At 38.8% G+C, this 22,716-nt stretch carries 20 protein-coding genes; 6 read left to right on the plus strand and 14 right to left on the minus strand.

The annotated features are described in order from the left end of the window. Positions 1 to 291 precede the first annotated feature (291 nt). The 7 genes from IEO70_RS19245 to sppA all read right to left on the minus strand — a co-directional run bounded on the left by IEO70_RS19245 (position 292) and on the right by sppA (position 6,495). Positions 292 to 1,479 (minus strand): acetate kinase, encoded by a 1,188-nt coding sequence (locus IEO70_RS19245; RefSeq protein WP_191000002.1) that lies wholly within the window; start codon positions 1,477 to 1,479, stop codon positions 292 to 294. Positions 1,480 to 1,807: 328 nt separating this feature from the next. Further along, entirely contained in the window at positions 1,808 to 2,806 is a 999-nt protein-coding gene (locus tag IEO70_RS19250) for a class I SAM-dependent methyltransferase (RefSeq protein WP_191000003.1), read from the minus strand. Between the two features lie 188 nt (positions 2,807 to 2,994). Then, positions 2,995 to 3,495, minus strand: a complete 501-nt coding sequence (gene tpx / locus IEO70_RS19255; protein ID WP_191000004.1) for a thiol peroxidase — start codon at positions 3,493 to 3,495, stop codon at positions 2,995 to 2,997. 106 nt (positions 3,496 to 3,601) lie between these two features. Continuing rightward, positions 3,602 to 4,066 carry a GerW family sporulation protein gene (ytfJ, locus tag IEO70_RS19260; RefSeq protein WP_191000005.1) on the minus strand — a complete coding sequence of 155 codons (465 nt, stop codon included), beginning with the start codon at positions 4,064 to 4,066 and terminating at the stop codon, positions 3,602 to 3,604. Between the two features lie 2 nt (positions 4,067 to 4,068). Then, complete coding sequence (locus IEO70_RS19265) at positions 4,069 to 4,743, minus strand: DUF2953 domain-containing protein (protein ID WP_191000006.1); 675 nt, start codon at positions 4,741 to 4,743, stop codon at positions 4,069 to 4,071. 138 nt (positions 4,744 to 4,881) lie between these two features. After that, positions 4,882 to 5,466: an RDD family protein gene (locus IEO70_RS19270; RefSeq protein ID WP_191000007.1), complete on the minus strand. Its 585-nt coding sequence runs from the start codon at positions 5,464 to 5,466 to the stop codon at positions 4,882 to 4,884. A 12-nt stretch (positions 5,467 to 5,478) separates the two neighbouring features. Beyond that, complete coding sequence (sppA, locus tag IEO70_RS19275; protein WP_191000008.1) at positions 5,479 to 6,495, minus strand: signal peptide peptidase SppA; 1,017 nt, start codon at positions 6,493 to 6,495, stop codon at positions 5,479 to 5,481. Between the two features lie 131 nt (positions 6,496 to 6,626). Between sppA and IEO70_RS19280 the strand changes: the two genes are divergently transcribed. Further along, positions 6,627 to 7,424, plus strand: a complete 798-nt coding sequence (locus tag IEO70_RS19280; RefSeq protein WP_191000009.1) for an NAD kinase — start codon at positions 6,627 to 6,629, stop codon at positions 7,422 to 7,424. Between the two features lie 183 nt (positions 7,425 to 7,607). Then, positions 7,608 to 9,152: a Na+/H+ antiporter NhaC family protein gene (locus IEO70_RS19285; protein ID WP_191000010.1), complete on the plus strand. Its 1,545-nt coding sequence runs from the start codon at positions 7,608 to 7,610 to the stop codon at positions 9,150 to 9,152. A 20-nt stretch (positions 9,153 to 9,172) separates the two neighbouring features. Here IEO70_RS19285 and rarD read toward each other — a convergent pair whose 3' ends face one another. The 4 genes from rarD to IEO70_RS19305 form a co-directional block, all read right to left on the minus strand. After that, positions 9,173 to 10,102, minus strand: coding sequence for an EamA family transporter RarD (rarD, locus tag IEO70_RS19290; protein WP_191000011.1), 930 nt, complete (start codon positions 10,100 to 10,102; stop codon positions 9,173 to 9,175). Positions 10,103 to 10,279: 177 nt separating this feature from the next. Next, on the minus strand, positions 10,280 to 10,483 hold the full coding sequence (locus IEO70_RS19295) for an alpha/beta-type small acid-soluble spore protein (RefSeq protein WP_191000012.1): 204 nt from the start codon (positions 10,481 to 10,483) through the stop codon (positions 10,280 to 10,282). Positions 10,484 to 10,583: 100 nt separating this feature from the next. After that, positions 10,584 to 11,798, minus strand: a complete 1,215-nt coding sequence (gene thiI, locus IEO70_RS19300; RefSeq protein ID WP_191000013.1) for a tRNA uracil 4-sulfurtransferase ThiI — start codon at positions 11,796 to 11,798, stop codon at positions 10,584 to 10,586. Between the two features lie 5 nt (positions 11,799 to 11,803). Continuing rightward, the gene (locus tag IEO70_RS19305) at positions 11,804 to 12,946 is read right to left on the minus strand and encodes a cysteine desulfurase family protein (RefSeq protein ID WP_191000014.1); all 1,143 of its coding nucleotides are present in this window, start codon (positions 12,944 to 12,946) and stop codon (positions 11,804 to 11,806) included. Between the two features lie 262 nt (positions 12,947 to 13,208). Between IEO70_RS19305 and brnQ the strand changes: the two genes are divergently transcribed. Next, positions 13,209 to 14,555, plus strand: coding sequence for a branched-chain amino acid transport system II carrier protein (brnQ, locus tag IEO70_RS19310; protein ID WP_191000015.1), 1,347 nt, complete (start codon positions 13,209 to 13,211; stop codon positions 14,553 to 14,555). Between the two features lie 100 nt (positions 14,556 to 14,655). Here brnQ and ezrA read toward each other — a convergent pair whose 3' ends face one another. Continuing rightward, a complete protein-coding gene (gene ezrA / locus IEO70_RS19315; RefSeq protein WP_191000016.1) occupies positions 14,656 to 16,347 on the minus strand; it encodes a septation ring formation regulator EzrA in 1,692 nt (563 codons plus the stop codon). Between the two features lie 252 nt (positions 16,348 to 16,599). On the opposite strand from ezrA, the gene hisJ reads away from it, so the two are divergent. After that, positions 16,600 to 17,421 (plus strand): histidinol-phosphatase HisJ, encoded by an 822-nt coding sequence (gene hisJ / locus IEO70_RS19320; protein WP_191000017.1) that lies wholly within the window; start codon positions 16,600 to 16,602, stop codon positions 17,419 to 17,421. Between the two features lie 302 nt (positions 17,422 to 17,723). Here the strand turns inward: hisJ and refZ are convergent, their stop codons facing one another. Further along, on the minus strand, positions 17,724 to 18,362 hold the full coding sequence (gene refZ, locus IEO70_RS19325; RefSeq protein WP_191000018.1) for a forespore capture DNA-binding protein RefZ: 639 nt from the start codon (positions 18,360 to 18,362) through the stop codon (positions 17,724 to 17,726). A gap of 190 nt (positions 18,363 to 18,552) precedes the next feature. Between refZ and IEO70_RS19330 the strand changes: the two genes are divergently transcribed. Next, positions 18,553 to 19,032, plus strand: a complete 480-nt coding sequence (locus IEO70_RS19330; RefSeq protein WP_191000019.1) for a GAF domain-containing protein — start codon at positions 18,553 to 18,555, stop codon at positions 19,030 to 19,032. A 682-nt stretch (positions 19,033 to 19,714) separates the two neighbouring features. On the opposite strand, the gene IEO70_RS19335 is transcribed toward IEO70_RS19330, so the two are convergent. Beyond that, a complete protein-coding gene (locus IEO70_RS19335) occupies positions 19,715 to 21,583 on the minus strand; it encodes a diguanylate cyclase (RefSeq protein WP_191000020.1) in 1,869 nt (622 codons plus the stop codon). A gap of 476 nt (positions 21,584 to 22,059) precedes the next feature. Between IEO70_RS19335 and rpsD the strand changes: the two genes are divergently transcribed. Further along, a complete protein-coding gene (rpsD, locus tag IEO70_RS19340) occupies positions 22,060 to 22,665 on the plus strand; it encodes a 30S ribosomal protein S4 (RefSeq protein WP_191000021.1) in 606 nt (201 codons plus the stop codon). The last annotated feature ends 51 nt before the right edge of the window (positions 22,666 to 22,716 follow it).

Below are 22,716 nucleotides of genomic sequence, written 5' to 3' on the forward strand. Positions count from 1 at the left end.
TTTTTTACTCATATTCTTCCCCAGTATTTCTTTGATGTTTCTTCATTATATAAAAAATGTACCCCATAGGTAGACCTTTTTTGAAGTGTCTACTCTATAGGGTACATTTTATCTGAAGCAGCCTTTTTTAAAGATAAGAAAGAATCTATTTTTGAACGTTGATAGCTGTCTAACCTTACACATGCCATGCTCGAAGACCTACAGGAAGTAGGTCATATTGGCGAAGACATGTGGACGTGGCGTTTTCAGCCGATGTTCATCACATGCGGACCGGTGACGGTTATTATAATATTAAACTGCAGCTAATCTTGTAACGTCGCGTGCGATCATTACTTCTTCATTTGTAGGGATAACAATAACTTTAACCGGTGAATGAGATTCGCTGATTACTCGCTCATCTCCTCTTTGTTTGTTTAAATCAGCATCGAAGTAAACACCCATGAATTGAAGACCTTCAAGTACACGAGCACGAACTACATCACTATTTTCACCGATTCCTGCAGTGAAGATGATTGCGTCCACTCCGCACATTTTCGCTGCATAAGAACCGATATATTTGTGAATTTTGCCGGCAAATACATCTAATGCAAGCTCAGCACGGCTGTTTCCTTCTTCTACAGCTGATTCGATATCACGAAGATCGCTTGAGAATCCGGATACACCTAGCAGACCGCTCTTTTTGTTCAGTACATCGATTACTTCTTCAGCTGTAGAGTTTGTTTTTTCCATGATGTATGGAAGTAAAGCCGGGTCAATGTTACCTGAGCGAGTACCCATTGTAACACCTGCAAGAGGCGTGAAGCCCATTGAAGTATCGATTGATTTTCCGCCTTCGATTGCTGCGATACTTGCTCCATTACCAAGGTGGCAAGAGATTAAGCGTAGGTCTTCAAGCGGACGGCCAAGAATGTCAGCTGCTCTTTCAGATACATATTTATGTGATGTACCGTGGAAGCCGTATTTACGAATACCGAACTCTTTGTAGTAATCGTAAGGAAGGCTATATAGGAATGAGTTTTCAGGCATTGTTTGGTGGAATGCTGTATCAAACACTGCTACTGCGGGAACATCTAATACTTTTTGGAATGCTTTAATACCTGTAATGTTTGCAGGATTATGCAGTGGTGCTAAATGTGAAAGGCCTTCGATTTGTTGTAACACGTCTGGAGTGATGACAACTGAATCTGTGAAGATTTCTCCGCCATGAACAACGCGGTGACCAACAGCATTAATTTCTTCAAATGAAGAAATAACTTCATGTTTAATCAATTTTTCCAATAGCATTTTCACTGCAACTTCGTGGTTAGGGATATCTGTTACTTCTGTTACTTTTTCATCATTCACTGAAATTGTGAAAATAGAATCAGGAAGACCGATTCTTTCAACTAAGCCTTTAGTGATAACTGTTTCTGATGGCATCTCAAATAATTGGAATTTTAGCGAAGAGCTGCCTGCATTAATTGCGATAACCTTGCACATCTGTTTCTTCGTCTCCTTTTGCAAAACTTCTATTTTGTTATATATATCTTTAAAACTTCTGTTTTATAATAATCTCCTTCTCATTTAAGCATTGAATTACTGCTTTTTCAAGGTTTTCTATGAAAATTTAAAAGGAAAAATCTAGTTTTTTTATTAAACTAAAAATCTGTATTACTTATTTTATCCTAAAAACTAAAACAGTTTTCGTTAATTATTTCACAAGAAATAAAAAGAGAGACTCTCTCAAAAGCTTGTGAAAACTTGTTGAGAAAGTCTCTTTCTACTGGAATTGCGTTAAAATTGAACGCAAACCGAAATCTGCTTCTTTTTAATTATTTTTTTCTGCTTTAAACCATTCATCCATCTGTTGCAACATTTGACTCATTGCTTTTGCATTGGAAAAGTGAGGTAATTGAGCCAGTAACGCTTGTTTCGGCTGCTGAATCCCTTCTTTCTTCTTCTGGACGATTAAAACGCTCTTTGCAGCTGATTCATTTTTGAACAGATTCAATGGTAATGCGACCAAACCTTGAATATAAGTAGCCTTCTTCAAATATTGATTTAACAATACAGATTGAGCTGATTCAAATAGGCTGTTCGGAACGATGTAAATTCCATATCCCCCTTCAGCCAAATGTTTTATGCTTTGTTCAATCAACAGGTGGTGCGCATATGTATGCTCTTCTGAATCAGAAGCGGACACTTCAAATTCGCTCGCTCTTTCATCATCAGGATAGTAGCCGACCGGCAAATCGCTGACAACGACATCTACAGGGTCAATGAATAACGGCTTCATGCTGTCTCCTGTATACAGTTCCAGAGGCTGTTGCAACAGATTAGCGCCGCTGTATGCAAGTTTAATTAAAACATCATCGACATCAATTCCGATTGCATGAATATCACACTCTTTTAATTGCTGCATAATCGTAAAAACAAGATTGCCTGTACCAATCGCCGGATCAAATAATCTGAATCGCTTATTATCTCCCATAAATTTGCGGACTAAATAACTTACAAATATCCCTATCGTATCAGGCGTCATTTGGTGGTTAGGCTGGATGTTGTCTTTCATTCCTTTTAAAATAGCCAACTGAAATGCTTTTCTTGTAGTCTCTTCATCCAACTGTGAGAAATCCGCTTGATCATATTGTTTCAACAACCGTTTCTTTGACATCTCACTTAATTCCTCTTGAAGAATTGAATGATGAAAAATATTATCCGCTGTCTCTGCTAGCGCTTCTAAATATGTACAATTACATTCCTGTTCAATGACATTCGCTGTCTGCTCAAACAATTCAAATGCCTGTTCAATGCTTTCAAATTTCAAACTAAAGACCTCCGTTCTATGCCTTCCATTGTAGCGATAAAATGTATTGTTCGCAAAGTGTAAGATATAATACCATTACCCGGTTTGCATTATCAATAACAATTATTACGCACTTCAGAAAAAAAGCTGATCCATAGCTGTTCGCAAAAACAAACAGAATGGATCAGCCTATCAAATATTTCACTCCATTACTTCGCTGCTTTTGCGGCTGCAATTGCTGCTTCGTAATTCGGATGGTTTGTTGCTTCACTTACATACTCAACATATACAACTTGGTCTTCGCTGTTAATGACGAATACAGCACGAGCTAATAAACGTAATTCAGCAATCGCTACGCCGTATGCTTCGCCAAAAGATAAGTCTCTATGATCAGACAGCACTTCAACATTATCAATGCCTGCTGCTGCACACCAACGTTTTTGAGCAAATGGCAAATCTACGCTTACAGTCAATATTTTAACATCGCCTAATTGACTGGCTTCTTCGTTGAATCTTCTTGTTTGTGCGTCACATACACCTGTATCAATTGACGGAACTACACTGATAATTTTCACTTTACCTGCATAATCTGCCAAAGTAGCAACTGATAAGTCGTTACGCAAAACTGAAAAATCAGGTGCTTTATCCCCTACTTTTACTTCATTTCCAATCAATGTTACCGGATTATTTTTGAATGTGATATTTGCCATTTAATTCTCTCCCCTTTACAAAATATGTATATTATTATTGTATTCGCTCTCCCGATTTAAATCAATTAATCAGCTTACCCCTATAGAAATAGAAAAAACTGGATGGTTACTGAGTATTAAAATCCGCTGCGTTATCGTTAGCCTGTATATCTATACCCTTATCCTTATCTTTTTTACCGATCATAGATTGTATTTTTTCCATTGCTGCCGGGGCCAAATCTAAAATTTTGTCCAGCAAATGAGTATTTTCATCGAGATGCAATAATTTCACCCCGCTTGAATTCACAATCAAAAAAGCAATCGGCGTAATCGATACACCTCCGCCGCTTCCTCCGCCAAATGGCATTCTTTGCTGCTGACCCGTACTGTTTGCCGTAGGAGCACTGCCGGGAGCGGTACCCGGAAACTCACTGCCTCCTGCACCAAATCCGAAGCCTACTTTTGAAACGGTTAAAATAACACTTCCATCAGGTGTTTCAACGGGATCACCAATAATCGTGTTAACATCAACCATTTGTTTCAAATTTTCCATTGCTGCATTCATCAAACCATGAATTGGATGTTCTGACATAGCTATTCCTCCTGAAATACGGTTTTATCCGCCTTGAATGATACGGAAGAAGGTGTCCTCGGACCAAATCTCTTCCAATAACGTAAAAGCTGTATCGCTGTTAAAATAGCATCTCCAACCCGAAACGAGAATATACAGCGAAATTCCGTCTGAACAATATGACTATTAAAGACCGGATTCAAATGTATAACAGGTTGACAGCGAACAGTCATAAATTGATAAGCAAACATCGGCACAATTCCTTTCACACTCCATGCCACACCCGCAAGCTTTCCGGTCAGTGCAGCATCACCCGCTCCAATTATGCTTTGCCATGATAAATCATGGACGATTGTTTTTTTCAAAAACTTTCTGACTGTATGCTTTGATAGCCGGAAAAAACGGATCCAATCTATAGCCACATTCACACCTGCTTTGAGCTTTTTGAAAAATGGCGACTTTTCTTCCCATTCAGCTTCGCACTCCTCTTCTATCAACGTACCTTCAGCATCTTTCTCCAGTAATGTCTCAGGGATTACAAACGTTTTAGACAACAAGCCGAACATTGCTACGATCCGTATCGTAATAAAGTCTTTTTTATTTGCATGCCTGTAATGAGCTGTTATCGTCAGTCTGGATATAACAAGAACTATGATAAACAGTATCAAAGCAAATAAACTGACAATGAAGATCTTCAAAATCAATCACCCTTTTATTCAACCATCTTCGACACAAATGAAAGGTGATAAACATTAGAAAAACCGGCACCGGTCCTTTTTCTTCATGAAGAAAAGAGCGAAACCGCAATGGCTTCACTCTTTTTATAATTAACTCTATTATACTTTAGCTCGACTTCTCTCCTGAATCACACTTGTATCTGCAAAAATATCATGCAAACCTTGTTTCTTCGGCAATACTCCGACAAGGATATAAGTAAAACCAAACATAAGTGTTCTAACGATAAATCGGCCGATTAATTCGCGAAAAATTACTGTTCCCCACGATAAAGATTGATCCTTCAAACTTATAACTCTTATTCCAAGCACCATCTTGCCAAGCGTCTGACCGAAATACTTGGTCATCAGCACAAAATATAAATAGAATACGATAGCAGAACCAATCGTAATAGGAGAGAAAATCTCAAAATCATACTGTGAAATATTCAGCATCTTAAAAATTGGTTTCACTAATAAGTGATCCAGGCTCCAAATGGAAACAAGATCGATTAAATAAGCCCAAAATCTCAGCCAAAATCCGGCATAAGCTCCATCATCGCTTTTAACATGCTCAACCGTTTCATCATCCGGCTTATTTTGGTTGATATAATATTCGTCGTTATTCGGCAGTGCACTGTGAACTGTTAATTCATCTTGATTTGATTTCGCATTTTGATCCGAATGGTTTGAATTTGTACCAGTCATTTTATCTCCCTCCTATTCCGCATACAAATACATGAGTCTAGGAGAATTGGATTGCGTTAACTTTTGCATCAAACCCGAAAGCTCTGACGATTCACCCGATAAATTTTGCATCGTGGCCGAGAAAAATTGGCTAAATTTGAAATTAGGTGCTGATGTATAGCGTACTACTTGAGCATTTTCTATTCCAAGATCCGATTTCATAGCAGCTGTCACATCTTCCAAATAGCCAAAGTCATCAACTAAACCAATTTGCTTCGCTTGTATGCCGTCATAAATTCGTCCGTCAGCAATTTCACGAACTTCCGCTTCCGTCATTCCGCGTCCTTCAGCAATAACTTGCACGAAACGATTAAAGGCGTTGTCATTCAACGTCTGCATGATTTGTTGTTCTTCTTCTGTCATATCTCTTGTAGAAGACATAATATCCTTATATTCCCCACTTTTGATTGTGACACTTTCCACACCGATATTTTCAAGCAGCTGGGTGAAGTTCACGCTCGACATGATAACACCAAGCGAACCGGTCCACGTTTCTTCGAGAGCAAAAATTTTATCTGCAGGCGCCGAAATATAATATCCTCCCGAAGCCGCCATTCCGCCCATCGATACATAAATCGGCTTTTCAGTATCCTTCTTGATTTGTTGGATCTTATCATAAATTTGTCTACTCTCTACTACTCCGCCGCCAGGAGAATTCACATACATAACGATACCCGCTACCGAATCATCTTCTGCAGCATAATCCAGCTGAGCCAAAAAGCTCTCATGATCATAGCCGCCGCTGCTGATAAGCGAGCTTGAACTGTCCGCCAAAATTGTGCCATCGACGCTTAAAACAGCAATTTTATCGGAACCGCTGCCTTCCTCCACCACTTCTTCTATAAACGATTCATCTGCTGTTGCAAACAATTCGTTGAACAAATCTGTCTCTTCCTCACTAAATAATGCTGACGTAGTAATATTGACTATAAGAGAAAAAAACAATAAAGCCGCTGCAATGATTAATGCAGCCCAACGCTTCCCATTCATTATGTACCCCTCCTTTAAATCCTAACTAAATATACGCTTCATATTTAATTTTGTTTCGCATTAATGTTAAAATATTAATAATTATTTTACAATTAAACTAACATTTTAAGAACGGACGTGACTATAACTTTATGGCTAGCAAGCAAAATATTTATTTTTACAACAGGAAGCACAACAAATGGGATATCCCGGAATCGCTTCTGACATTAGGAAGAAACCACAATTTCAAGATAGTAGATGACAGTAAAGATGCAAATATAATTGTCAGCATCGGTGAAGATGGGGATTTCCTTCAAGCAGTCAGAAGATCCAACTTCCGGAGTGACTGTCTATATGCTGGGATTTCCTCGTCCGGCAATTTAAATATGTATTGCGACTTTTCTATCGATGATCAAAATAAAATGATATCGGCAATTACAGAGGCGCGACTGGAAGTGAGAAAATATCCGGTTATTGAAGTATCGATCGATAATCAGCCGCCCTTTTATTGTTTGAATGAGTTGAGCATCCGCTCTTCCATCATTAAAACATTCGCTATCGATGTCTTTATCGATCACTTGCACTTTGAGACTTTCAGCGGAGATGGACTAATTATTTCAACGCCGACCGGCAGTACCGGCTACAACAAATCTATCAACGGGGCAGTTGTCGATCCATCGTTGCCTTGCTATCAAGTAAGCGAGCTGGCCTCTCTCAATAACAATTCATACCGTACGCTTGGTTCCTCATTTGTATTAAGCACACGGAGAAAATTGACATTGCGCATTAATGACCCAAGAAACTCCTATCCGATTATCGGCTTGGATAACGAAGCGTTCAATAGTCACCACATCGAAAAGATAGAAATCAAACTTAGCAAGAAAGTCATTAAAACCGTAAAATTAAAAGATAACTCTTATTGGGAAAAAGTTAAACGTACCTTTTTATAAAGCGAATTTTTGCTTTAAGGAGGGCTTTTTCTCCCTAAATAAATAATGCTGTTTACAGGGATTCTCTATGTGGAGGATCCTTTATTTTTGTGCGTATTCAATATGACATCTTCTGTGTGTATTTTCACAAACTAATATTGATGATATAATTATTCCTTATTTATTAAAGTTGGAGGTTTTTAAATGGAAAGTTCATTTCTAAGTATAATTCCTCCCATCATTATTATTGCATTAGTAATTATTACGAGAAGGATCGTTCTTTCCTTAGGAATCGGCATCATCGTGGCTGCGCTTGTCTTAAATAATGGGCAAATCAGCCAAAGCATCTCAACTGTGATAGATGCAATCGTGCATATTTTTTATAGTGATGGAGAGTGGAATAGCGGGAATTTTTATATACTCAGTTTCTTATTGTTGCTTGGAATATTAACCGGTTTAATTACCGCTCTCGGCGGAAACCGCGCATTCGGAGCATTAATCGGACGAAGAATCAAAACGAAACGCGGAGCGCAACTGATGACGGCAACATGCGGTATCAGTTTGTTTCCGGATGATGTTTTTAATATGTTTGTCACAAGCCAAATCACGACCCCGGTAATCGACCATACGAAAGTGCCGCGAACAAAGCTTGCATATATTATTCATTCAACATCCGACCCTACATGCGTATTATGTCCGTTATCAAGTTGGGGGGCATATATAATCGCGATTCTTACAAGCATTTTTACTGTACATAATATGCCTGAAAGTCCATTAGTCGCTTTCATGATAATCGCTACTACTAACTTTTACGCTATTTCAACATTATTGTTTGTTTTTTCTTCCGCATCATTTGACATAAATATCGGCAAAATGGGACAGCAATTGAACAATAATGATGAACAGAAGGCAGAATCAGATTCAAACAGAGGAAAAGTTTCGGATTTAATTATCCCTGTTTCGATTTTGATTATTATCGCCGTTGCTATGATGGTGATCACCGGCTACAAAAACAGCGGATCATTTAACCTTAGCCAAATTTTTTCAAATAGTGAAGTAAGTCTTTCATTAATGAGCGGAGCCTTATTTGCTTCATTAGCAGGCTTTCTGTTATTCTTTCGCCAAGTAACTGCAATGAATCAGCAACTGAACAGTTTGCCGTCTATTCTTGTCAAAGGGCTGAAAACAACTGTTCCAGCTGTTGAAATTTTAATATACGCTTGGATGCTTTCTTACTTCATAGGAGAATTAGGAACCGGAGAATACTTAGCTCATTTCATTGAACAAACAACATTACCTGTTTCACTTCTGCCATTTATTTTATTTTTACTGACAGGTGCGATGGCCTTCTCAACAGGTACTTCCTGGGGAACATTCGCTATTATGCTTCCTATTGCTGCACAAATAGCAGTTACCAGCGATCCGTCGATTATGTTCTTCTTAATGAGCGCTGTTTTATCAGGTTCTTTATTCGGTGATCACTGTTCACCTGTATCTGATACAACAACAGTCGCTTCCGTTGCAGCAGGCTGCACACAAATTCAGCACGTCTCGACTCAATTGCCTTACGCACTCATTTGCGCAGGTATTACGGCATGTTCATTCTTATTGCTTGGATTGACCGAAATGCGTATCGTACCATATGCATTCATTCTCATTAGCCTTGTTGTGATTGTTACGTATTTTATAAAAAAACAAAAGCAGCAACAGTATAAAAATGAACAAGAGACACTCAGCAGAGTAATATAAAGCAAAAGCAATTGATTCATCTATTCCGATGAAACAATTGCTTTTTTACTGTCTACCGCTTGCCTGTTTATTTTCATCTTCAATTGTGAAAATGAAAATAACAACAATGCGCTCCAAATGAAAGCATAGCTTAAGGCATGAACTTTGGTGAATACTTCGCCATAAAGCAGCACGCCTACGAGCATCGATAATGTAGGTGCTATATACTGCAGAAAGCCGAGCAGCGTAAACGGGATGCGATTAGCTCCTATTGCAAATAGCAGGAGAGGCATAGCTGTCGCAATGCCTCCGCCGATGAGGAGAAGAAGGTCAGTTGATGCAGGTATTATCATATCTCCCTTTGCAAAAGAAAAAAATAAGTAACCAATCGCAACCGGCAGCATCATTAAAGTTTCCAAAGTGAGGCCAATCGCCGCCTCAGCGCCGATCATAACTTTTACCAAACCGTAAAAAGCAAATGATAATGCCAGACCGAATGAAATCCACGGAAACTCCCCAAAATATAATGTCAAAATGAGGACTCCCACCGCCGCTAAACCAAACGATACAACTTGAGCTTTACTTAATCTCTCTTTTAGTACAATTACTCCAAGCAGAACACTTATTAGCGGATTCATGTAATAACCTAAGCTTGTATCCAATATTCGTCCATTATTGACAGCCCATATAAAGATTCCCCAATTGGCGCTCACTAACGCTGAGGCCGCGAAAAGCGCCAGCAGCTTCTTGAAATCAGAAGCGATTTCCTTTATGTATTTCATTAGCGCAGGCAATTTCCTCGTAACGGCTAACAGCAAAATCATGAACATGCATGACCATAGCACCCGATGAATCAGTATTTCAATAGCGCTAATATGTTCAAGCTGTTTCCAATAAATCGGAACAATTCCCCAAAGCACGTAAGAAACTGCACCATAAATGATGCCCTCTTTTTCTTTGACTGCTGTCATGTCACTAGCCCCATTCCCCCATGAATATTATTCATCATTATACTATATTTCTTTAACAAAATTATACAAAGATTCGCATTGTCCACGTATATAAGAAGTACATTATTGGCTATTATATAGATGTCAAAAAGAGGCTGCCGAAAGATTCGGACAGCCTCTGTAGCCATATTTATGAAATTATTTTTGGTATCCGCCTAATTGTTGTTCAGCCATTTGCACTAAACGTTTTGTAATTTCGCCTCCAACTGAACCGTTAGCACGAGCTGTAGCATCCGGCCCAAGTTGTACACCAAATTCAGAAGCGATTTCATATTTCATTGAGTCTAGAGCGCTTTGTACGCCTGGTACAAGCAATTGATTTGAGCTGCTGTTGTTTGACATGTGTTTTTCACCTCCTTGTGAGTATAGATTGTGTAAAAACACATGCCCGTATACAAACAGCACTATGGTAATTAATCACAAATTAGGGAGGGTACTTTTACTAGAACAACTCTTGCTCGATATCCTTTTTGCCCGCGAAATCTCCTGGACGGATATGGACTGTTTCGATATTTTTGATTGCCTGTTCTACTAGTTCATCGAATTCAACAAAACTTTCATAATGATTCACTTTTTCACGGCGAGGCATTGTTTTAGGATTTACCGGTGTAAAGACCGTACAGCAATCCTCAAAAGGCCGACTTGAAATATCAAATGTATCAATTTCCTGAGCGATTGCGATAATTTCATTTTTATCCATCGTAATCAGCGGTCTGATAATCGGGAAATTCGTTACTTCATTGATGGCATTCATGCTGTACAATGTTTGGCTGGCAACTTGACCAAGACTTTCACCCGTAATAATCGCCAATCCGTTCTTTTCTTTTGTAATACCTTCTGCGATACGAAGCATTAATCTTCTAGTCGTTGTCATTGAGTAGCTTTCAGGAATCTGCAGTTGAATCTGTTTCTGAATGTCAGTGAATGGAACAACATGGACTACCATGTGACCGCTTGTTTCAGAAAGCACGCGTGCAAGATCAAGCACTTTTTGTTTAGATCGCTCACTTGTAAATGGAGGGCTATAGAAATGAATGCACTCCACTTCAATCCCGCGTTTCATAGACAAGAAACCGGCAACCGGGCTGTCAATGCCTCCTGAAAGCATCAGCATCGCTTTACCGCTTGAATTCAACGGTAATCCGCCGGCACCAAGAATAACTTCACCTGTCAGATATACAGCTTCTTTTCGAATTTCAACAATTAAGTTTAAATCAGGATTTTTTACGTTTACACTCAGTTCGCCGTCTTTATGGAATAAGATGTGGCCGCCGATTGCATGGTTGATTTCATTCGTGTCCATATGAAATGTTTTATCTGCTCGTTTCGTCGTCACTTTAAACGTATGGATTTCCCTTGTCAGATTGTTCACGTATTGCAGAGCTGCTTCCTTCATTACGTCAACATCCTTATCGACTTTCATAACAGGACTTAGAGATTGAATGCCGAATACCTTTTTCAGTTTTTCACAAACCGCTTTATAATCGATACCATTTAAATGGACATACATTCGGTCGCGAGATGCCTCAATTTCCAGACCATCAAAGCCGCTTAATACATTTTTTACACTCTTTCTTAATTTACCGACAAACACTTTGCGGTTTTTTCCTTTTGTAGAAAGTTCGCCATACCGAACCATAATTTGATCATATTTCATTTTAGTTACCTCATGACTTCTTTTAATTTTTCAAGTACTGCCTTTAGGCCGGCAGTGAACTGCTTCGCTTCTTCCATCGTATTCTCATAAGAAAGGCTGATGCGAATGCTGCTGATCGCTCGTTCCTTATCATCTGTCATCATTAAGATTGTATCACTAAAAGACTTTTGTTTTGATGAACAAGCACTCGTTGTCGACACGTAAATTTGCCGATCCTCGAGGGCATGCACCAAAACTTCCGACTTCACTTTCGGTACTGAGAAATTTAAAATATGTGGCGCACAGTGATTTTCAGGTGAGTTAATAACCACACCATCTATTTTCTTCAGTTCTGAACGAAGAAATGCTTGTATTTGTGCCAACCTTCCATCATTTTGTTGCATTGCTTCAAATGACATTCTCAATGCCTTGGCACAAGAAACAGCACCTGCAACGTTTTCCGTACCGCTTCTTAAGCGTCGTTCTTGGTTCCCCCCGGAAAAGAGAGGCGATAAACGGATACCCTCACGGACATACAATAAGCCTGTCCCTTTCAAGCCATGAAATTTATGAGCAGAAAGCGAGCATAAATCAATACCACTTTCCTTTATTCGCAAATCTACTTTATTAATACCTTGGACATAGTCCACATGGAAAAATATTTTATCTTTTTTCTTTAAAAATGCGCCAATCTCTTCAATCGGTTGAATCGTGCCTATTTCGTTGTTCACCTGCATAATCGAAACTAAAATCGTATCAGGACGAACAGCCTGAATGACATCCTTTGCCGAAACCCGGCCTTCAGCATCAACCGGCACATACGTAACATCAAATCCAAAACTTTCAAGCTGCTTGCACGGCTCCAAAACAGAAGCATGTTCAATTGCAGAAGTGATAATGTGCTTGCCCCGTGATTGAAAGGCCATTGACACTCCTTTAATAGCGATATTATTCCCTTCGGTACCTCCCGAAGTAAAATAAATTTCCTGTTCTTTCACTTGCAGAAGACCAGCCGCTTGCTTACGAGCCTGGGAAAGCAAATTTTCAGAAGTTGCACCTAACCCGTGCAAAGAAGATGGATTTCCAAAATATTTTGTCGATACTGTGACAAACGAATCGACAACTTCTTTATAAGGTTTTGTTGTACTGCTATTATCAAAATAAATCATTCGTTTACACCGTCCATTTCCCGCTTATGCAAATCTTAATTATAACATATTTATCTGAAAATGAAGACTTACTTATATTTCCAACACATTTATATCATTTTTTTCACAAAAATCTTCACCCATATGTAATAATATGTTCATGTGAATCCGTGAGCGTTTATTGTAATGTACTATATTATTATCAATTGACAAACTATTTAGTTTTCGGACACTCTAATCGTTATAAAATTCAGATATTTCTTACATCAGGAGGTTCTACATCATGAATAATGAGTTATCTAACAAACAGGTTCTCTCCATCGGTTTGATGCTCTTCGCATTATTCCTCGGTGCAGGAAACATTATTTTCCCTCCATTCCTCGGACAACAAGCAGGGACGAATATATGGATTGCAGTAGCAGGCTTTTTAGTGACAGGTGTCGGTCTGCCGTTGCTATCTGTTATCGCTATTGGCCGAGCAGGGAATCTGCAAAATTTAGCAAGTCGCGTTCATCCGGCTTTTGGCATCGCTTTTACTATTATCATTTACTTAGCGATCGGACCGTTATTCGGAATACCAAGAACTGCAACTGTTACTTATGAAGTTGGGGTCTTGCCTTTTCTGAGTGAATCTGCAAGTCAATCAACTTTATCTTTATTTATATTGACAGTCGTGTTTTTCTCGCTTTCCGTTTGGCTTTCACTGAATCCGTCAAAAATGGTGCACCGAATCGGAACCATTATCACACCGGTATTACTCGTTATACTTTCTATTTTGGCTATTAAGAGCATTATTACTCCAATCGGCTCTATCTCTAGCCCAGCTGAAGATTATGTAACCAATTCGTTCTTTAACGGCTTTATTGAAGGATATTTAACAATGGACACTATCGGCGGTCTTGCTTTTGGCATTGTCATCATCGCTGCACTGAAAGACCTGGGCGTTACCAATAAAAAGACAATTACAAATGTTGTCGGAAAAGCAGGCCTCATTGCTGCTATAGGTTTAGCGCTCGTCTACTTGGCGCTCACTTACATCGGAGCAACGAGCGTTAATGAAATCGGCTTCCTTGATAATGGAGCAGCCGTTATTACAGCTTCAACTAAAGTATTATTCGGCCATCTAGGCTCGATTATTTTAGCAATAGCAATTACACTGGCATGTTTGACGACTTCTGTCGGGTTAATCACATCATGTGCGCATTTCTTCTCTGCACAGGTGCCTGCATTATCGTATAAGATGATCGTCTATGTTTTAGCGATTTTCAGTACTGTCATTGCAAATGTCGGATTGTCTACTTTAATTTCGTTTTCACTGCCAATCTTAAGTTTCATATACCCATTAGCTATCATGCTGATATTATTATCTTTCTTGCACAAGTATTTCAAAGGCTTTTCAGCTGTTTACATGGGCGGCATGATCGCTACAGGAATCATCAGCTTATGTGATGCTCTAATATCAGCTGGCATTAACTTAGGCGCAATCGGAAATTTCGTTTCATCCTTGCCTTTATCTTCCCAAGGAATTGGTTGGCTAATCCCCGGAATCATCGGCTGTTTAATAGGATACGGAATTGCCATCATCTTCGGCATGGAACATAACACTGAATCCAATGTAATCCCGGATTAGAACTCAAAAACCACCCAAATCGGGTGGTTTTTGAGTTGTTATTTAAGTTATTAAAAAAGCTCGGCAGGTTTATACCCGCCGAGCCGTTCATTAGTCTTTGTTACTCCTCAAACTCTAGCTTAATTTGCATAGCTTGAATGCTTCCCGGTTCAACCTTCTCAAGAACAGTTGCCGCAGTTTCCAGAGCTGATTCATATTCAAAATTTCTAAAGTCATTTTCCGCAGTCAGCAGCGCTTCCAGAATACCGGCATTGCGGCTGCGATAGCGGTTCGTATATTGAATGACCTTTTCTGCTAAAAGCATCGTTTCTATTAACTCTTTCACAGTTTCAATATATTGATCGACCATCGAAACTGCTTTTTCTAAAAATATAATTACTGACGCCATATCAAGCGGAGTTTCATTCAATTTCAATTCAACGTCTTCAATCGCTTCATTAGTCTTTTCCAAATGTGCTTTTATATGTTCTGGCACTCCCGGCACATTATGCTTACTGAACCATTTAATACTTTGGTTCAGCTTCATCCGCAATTCTTTAATAGCTTCTTTCGCTTCCAGTTCATCCTTGCGCAAATCACCAATTTTTTGAATAAACGCGTCCTGTTCACTTTTGACCGCCTCAAGCGATTTCTCCAATTCCTTCATGTCATCTGCAAGAATGGAAGCACCTAAAGTATTCTCATCAATTTTCATGCGGATTTGTTCATATTGCTTACTGATTGTCGATATTTGTTTTTCAAATTTCTTCTGCAGTTTTACGTCTTCTTCGGATAGATGATAACTTGCTTGAATAGAAATTAAATCAACTTTTAGTCTATTATTGTTAAAAGTCACTTCCGATACTCGATCCATTACAACATCCCGTTGCTTAAAAATATATTGCTTGGAAGCAGCTTCTTTTTCAAATAACTCATACAAGTGATTAATTTGGTCTTTTACGTCATCAAGACCTTTTTGCACCTCTTCAATTTCAGCTTTTTCAATGTTTTCAACATATTCTTGAAGCGTTTTTTCAATAGATACCATCTGGCTGGCAAGATCAATGTGATCCAATACATAACCGCTCTCTACCATCTCCAGATAACCATTTCGTAAATCTGTTAATTCCCCAGGCAAATATGATTGGCATTCTACAAATAAATCCGGAATACATTTCATCTTTTCCTCGAAGTCTTTCATACTCGCTCTTATTTTCAATACCAATTCTCTGGCATGTAAATAGTTGCCGTTCTCTGTCGCCTCTTCAAATGATGAGAAGATAGCGACAACCTCTTCTAATTGACGTTCTAAATGATTTGCCGCTTTACCGTAAGCATGCCTGTGAGCTAATAGCTGTTTCTTCGCAATTCGGTAGCTTTCCTTAAAATCTTCCATTTCAATTCGGTTTTTCTCTTCACTTCCGACAAGCTCGTTTAGCTCATCAATGATGCATTGTATTTTATTCTCGATTTCCTTCAGTTTATCGGAAATACTTTTTTGAATAGCTTTCGATTGAGAAAAACGGTATTTATCTATGCACTCTTCTGCATCGAATAACAACTCTTCTACCCCTGGCAGATCGATTGTAATGACTTCATCCCATTCATCGCGCCACTTTTCGAACATTTCCTCTGTCTCGCCTGTCATATTGAGCTGTTTCACCTTTGAAAGTTCTTCTAAAACAGGACGATTCACAATCTGTAACTTCCACTCTTCTAACCGATCAATATCTGTGTATTTCTTCTTTTTGAAAAAGTAGCCCATTACAATTCCAGCTAGAATTACTACAAATAAGCCAATGACAATTTCCATTAATTAAAGCCCCCTGTACCTATATGTATCTATCCGTTTAATCTATATATGAACATTTAAAAATTATAAAGAATGGTTTATTTATAAATTTCGCCAATAATATACAAAAAACCCTTTTTTTCTTTTCAAAAAAACTGTTAATCTACGCTTTTTATTGATTTTATGATACCATGTATACAAACTTTTTTGCGCAGTTATTTACATTTTTCTAAAAAAATATATTCAAAAAGCTATTTGAAGGAGGAGTGAATTTTGATTGCAGATGGTCACGTCCATACTCCATTTTGCCCGCACGGTACCGCCGACTCATTTGACACCTATATCAATTGGGCAATTAAGCACAAATTAGAGGAGATATCATTTACCGAGCATGCCCCGTTACCAAAAGGTTTTACCGATACCGCTCCTACAAAGGACAGTGCGATGTCAACGAGTCAGTTGTCTGAATATATTGATAAGTTGTGGATTTTAAAAGAAAAATATAAACAAAGCATCAAAATCAACATCGGTTTGGAAATTGACTATCTCACCGGATACGAACAGGAAATTACCGATTTCCTTAACGAAATCGGTCCTCAGTTGGATGACAGTATATTATCTGTACATTTCATAAAACTGAACAGCGAATATTATTGCATCGATTACAGCTCAGATTATTTCGGCACCATTGCCCAAGTCGCTGGCTCTATTGACCGGGTATATGACCGCTACTACGACACATTAAAAAAAGCCATTCTTTCTGATTTAGGCAAATTTAAGCCTAAAAGAATCGGCCATCTTTCTTTAGCACGCAAATTCCAGCTCAAATATCCCGCTGTCAATGACTTCAATGAAACAGAGACTGAGCTGTTGCATTTGATAAAAAAACAAAATCTGGCACTCGATTATAACGGTGCCGGTGTCAATAAAGAATACTACAGACAACCTTATCCTTCTGCAGAACTTATTGAACAAGCAATCGCTCTTAAAATACCGCTTGTTTACGGAAGTGATGCCCACCAGGCAAAAGATTTGGGGCAAGGATTTAAGCAGCTTCATCCGAAAGCTGTTTTAGTTAAACCGTCACAGTTGTAAGAAAAACCGTCACCGGTCCTTTTTCATATTTGAATTCGCCTCTTGAATTTACTTCAATGAAAAAGGAGACATGCGGCAAGACTAAGACAGCCGCGCCGTTAAACCCGTTTTTGGTTTCACAGAGTGGATGGCTTAGGCTCGAGCATGGCAGGTGTATGGTTAGACAGCTAGAAAAACCGTCACCGGTCCTTTTTCATCAAGAATACGCTACTAGATGCACCTCGATGAAAAAGGAGACATGCGGGAACCGAAATGCGGAAGTGACTTGTTAAACCGAGCAGAGAGATTCTCACTGCTCGGATTCATGTAACGACTTTTTCTTTTTTCAACAAGTACTGATTGATAAAAAGTTCGCACTGATGTCTATATTTATTCATATAGTACTGTTCTTGCGGATAAAATTGGAGCAATTCCTGCGCATAATGCACATGCATTATTGGCGCAGACAGCAAACCCTTCAATTGCAAAATAAACGTTGACGGACATACTTTCTTAAATACCTTTCTCTTAATGCCATGATTGATGATACATTGAAAGTTATAGTTCTCTCTGGCCATATACGTTGTAATAATTTCACGATTCAAATTTGTATCTAATGACATCTCACGCATAACGAATCGCGCTGCCAAATAGTTCTTTTTTTGATAGTTGAGCAGCTTTGAAACGACAGAAAACAGACATTGATCAGCCGAAGTCTTCTCTAGCAAGGCTACTTCATGTTCAATAATGTTTATATATTCCTCTAGATAATCAACGAAACAGTATTCTAACAGACCATGCTTATTTTTAAAGTAATATGATATATTAGCCGAATTTGTTTTTGCTTTTTGAGCAATATCACGGATTGAGGTGCCATCAAATCCTTTTGTATGAAATAATTGCAAAGCCGCCTCAATAATCGCTTGCTTTGTATCTTTCTTAATCTTCCATTGATTCATCATGGCCATTCCCTCCAATCTCTTCATTCACAATAAATGCAAATCACCCAAAAATTGTAAGAACATTCCGTTACGAAATTATTCTCGAAAAGATGCATAAGTTCCTTTAAAATTGTTTCGACAGCTTCAGACAGAAATGTTAAAGTGACAATAAATATGTCGAAATATTAAATATAAAATAGGAGGCACTATTATGTTTCAATCCATTTCATATAACGGATCAATGGAAGAAAACTATTCTTTATTGAACAAACAACTATCAGCTCTACTAGCAGGAGAAAATCATTTAATCGCCAATTTGAGTAATGCTTCAGCTTTGTTAAATGTATTTTTGAAACAAATCAATTGGGTAGGATTTTATTTATTCGAGGATGGCGGTCTTGTGTTAGGCCCATTCCAAGGACTGCCTGCCTGCATTCGCATCCCGATAGGAAAAGGCGTTTGCGGAACAGCGGCACAAGCAGCCAAAACCCTTGTAGTCGATGACGTCGATCAATTCCCGGGGCATATCGCATGTGACGCTGCCTCAAAATCTGAAATTGTCATTCCGGTCTTTAAAAATCGCTCATTAATCGCCGTGCTTGATATAGACAGCCCGATTAAAAACCGCTTCTCTAAAGAAGAAGCCAAACATTTAGAGCAATTCGTAAAAGTATTGGAAGAGAATTTATAAAGAAAACTTGCCTTTGACAAGCCTGATAAGGCGCAGACAAAGGTCTAGTTGCCCTTATACTATGGACTTAAAATTGGCTACTACGTCGAATCTTCCACCTCGCTGCCAATTTATTTCCTATAGTGCAGAAAAAACTGTTACCGGTCCTTTTTCATCATGAATATGCTACTTGAATTCGCCTCGATGAAAAAGGAGACATGCGGGAACCGAAATGCGGAAGCGGCCTGTTCAGCCCCGACCTGCATAAGACAAATCACGTAGGAAATTGTAAAATTTCTGGAGTGATTCGTCTTATGACCTCGAGGGGCTGGCCGCTGTAGCTAGACAAGGACTAAGAAGGAACAGCGACTAAGAACGCTACGTCCTGTAGCAACGTCGCTGTGACTCTCATCGTGAGAGCCCCGCACGAGAAACCCGGTTTTGGTTTCTTGGACGAGGCAGGAGGGGAATATCGGCTAAAACCGTCACGTCCTGTGACAACGCCGATATGACCAACATCCTGTTGGCCTCCGAGCATGGCAGGTATAAGGTTAGACAGCTATCTAAGTTTAAAATTATATGCTTTCTTTTTTAAAGAAAAACCGGCACCGGTCCTTTTTGGTGAATCACAATCCTTATATGCCAACAAAAGAGACAGTTCTGAAGTGTAACCGACTTCAAAACTGTCTCTTCTTTTATAAATTTATGCACTTGTCACAACTCTGTTTTTACCAGAGTTTTTTGCTTTATACAGCGCGGTATCCGCTCGCTTGAAAAGTGCTTGGGCACTATCTTCCTGTACTGACTTCCAGCAGGACACGCCGCACGAGATGCTGACAGCAGGAATTGTTTCCCTTTCCACTCTTTTCCTTATTCGCTCTGCGATTGAGACCCCCGTCTCCATGTTCACTTTGGGCAAGTATATCGCTAATTCTTCCCCGCCCCATCTGGCAGGAACGTCAGAAGCTCTGACACTATTGGCGATTACATTGGCTACTTGAACGATGATATCGTCGCCAACTTGGTGTCCATACGTATCATTTACGCCTTTGAAATCATCAATGTCGATCAGAACGAATACACCTTCACCATCCTTCTCCATCGACTCAGCCATTTTTTCATCTAGAAAATTCCGTGAATACAATTGTGTCAAATGATCCGTAACAACCATTCTTTCCAATTCTTCACGAAGTAAAGAATTAGTAACAGCCAATGTAGAATGGTGGATAAGCGACTGAAGTAACTTAAACATTTCAAATGAGAAGTGATAAGGACTTCGATGCATGACAACCGCACACCCTCTGACTTTACCGTTCTGAATCATAGGCACTGCCATAATTGATTTATACATATCATCATTTTCTGCAGTCAGTGTAACATCCCCTAAGAAAATTGAACCACTCTCACTGAAAAGTCTCTCTTTCACAAAGCGAATGTATGGGTTTTCAGGATGATCTACGAAATAATCGGTACTTCCAGTAAGAACTTCATATTGTTTTTCAGGTTTATACATAATAAAACCGACTTCATCCGGATTAAAGTATTGGATAATTTGCGTCTGCATATAATCCATCATTTCGCTTAAGCGCAAATTCGAGTTCAAACGGTGGGACGTTTCGTTAATAAGCTGCAAATCAGCAATCAATTGTTTGGATTGCTGATAAAGCTGAGCATTCTCGATCGCACTTCCGGCCGTATTGGCAAGCAAAGTGATAAACTCCACTTCATATCTCGGAAACACATATGTATCGGGCGATATGACCTCCAACACTCCATATACACCTTGTTTCCCTTTAAGCGGAGCGTATAAAACAGATTCTTTCTCATTCGTGAAGTCGTCAAATATTGCTGTCCCTGTCACATAGGACTGCATAGCTGCTATATTGGCACTATCATATTCCAGCCCTTTGATCGGCAACTGTCCATGATTATGATTATCTTGCGACAACAGCAAATAATAATTGAAAGAAGGATATACTTGCTGAAGCGTATAAATGATTTCTCCCAGCACATCATCCATGTCCATTGATGAATGGAATTTTTCTGTGACCCTAAATAGCTGTTTGTATCGTTTTTCCTCCGCAACAACTTTCGTAATATTGTATGCTGTCTGTACCACTTTACCAAAGCCTTCGGAAAACTCCGTCAGAAAGGATGGATCATAGGCAATTTCCTCTTCTCTATCTCTATCTTCTTTCAATGACAAAATCCCAAGCAAATTGCCGTCTTTTACGATTGGCAAATAGAAATCATATTTTCTTAGACCGATTAAACAAATATCTTCCAAAAAAAATACTTGGTCTTTCAGGTGTTTTTCCATTTCATCGTCTATTGCAATGAACACTTCCTGATTTTTGAAAGATTTATCCGGCAAATGCCCCAAAAGCTGAAACTGCCGCTGTATGCTATTGTATTGATAATAAATTGCCTCTTCCGCCTTGAAAAAGTCTTTTACATATTGCAAATACTTATAAATAATATCATCAAAATGTAATTGCCCCTTATCATCTTCCAAGCAGTCCAAAAAGATTAACTTTAAATCCATTAACCAATGAGATTCTTGAAAACCCATATCCATCCCCCCTGACTTCATAACAAATATAAACATTTTTAAATTGCTTTATTCATATGTATTACAATTCATTAGGTCTGATTACCTATAGAAATTGCACTAATTTTCTTTCATTTAATTTTTGGCGCAAAATTATACCCTAGCTTCTATAAATAATAGCACAAAATAACTATATTTTTACAGAATATTGTGTGTAATTCTCTTTAAAAACAAAAAAGCGTCATATCCGCTTAAAATCAAATAGAGATTCATCCCACCCTTCCTTGACTTTCATCACACCACGTTATATAATGGCACTTGTGTAAAATATGCGGCTTGTGCAAACGGATTGTAAGTCCATTTTATTCCTCATCAGGAGGTGTATCTTGTAACCCTTGGCTGCTAGGGCGAGGATACATGAAAATAAAATGGGTATGATCACTTGTTTTCACATGTTTTTATTTTACAAAATAAAAACAAAAGAGGAGGAGTCATTCATGGCTCGTTATACAGGTCCAAGTTGGAAACTATCTCGTCGTCTTGGAATTTCATTATCAGGAACAGGTAAGGAGTTAGAAAAACGCCCTTACGCTCCAGGACAACATGGTCCAAACCAACGCAAAAAATTAACTGAATATGGTCTTCAGTTACAAGAAAAACAAAAACTTCGTCACATGTACGGAGTAAACGAACGTCAATTCCGCACTATCTTTGATAGAGCGTCTAAAATGAAACATGGTATCCTTGGTGAAAACTTCATGGCTTTACTAGAGTCTCGCCTTGACAACCTTGTTTACCGTTTAGGTTTAGCACGTACTCGTCGTCAAGCTCGTCAGCTTGTTAACCACGGTCACATCCTTGTTGATGGAAAACGCGTTGACATTCCATCATACAAAGTAGTACCTGGTCAAGTAATTTCAGTTCGTGAAAAATCACGCAACCTTGACATCATCAAAGAAGCAATCGAAGTGAACAACTTCACTCCAGATTTCGTTACTTTTGATGCTGACAAATTAGAAGGTACTTTCACTCGTTTACCAGAACGTTCTGAAATGCCTGCTGAAATTAACGAAGCACTTATCGTTGAGTGGTACTCTCGTTAGTAGCCGAAAAAAACCATCTGCTTTTTAAAGTGTACCCTTTGTAAAGGACAT

Source organism: Peribacillus faecalis, assembly GCF_014712675.1.
GTDB lineage: Bacteria > Bacillota > Bacilli > Bacillales > DSM-1321 > Bacillus_AD > Bacillus_AD faecalis.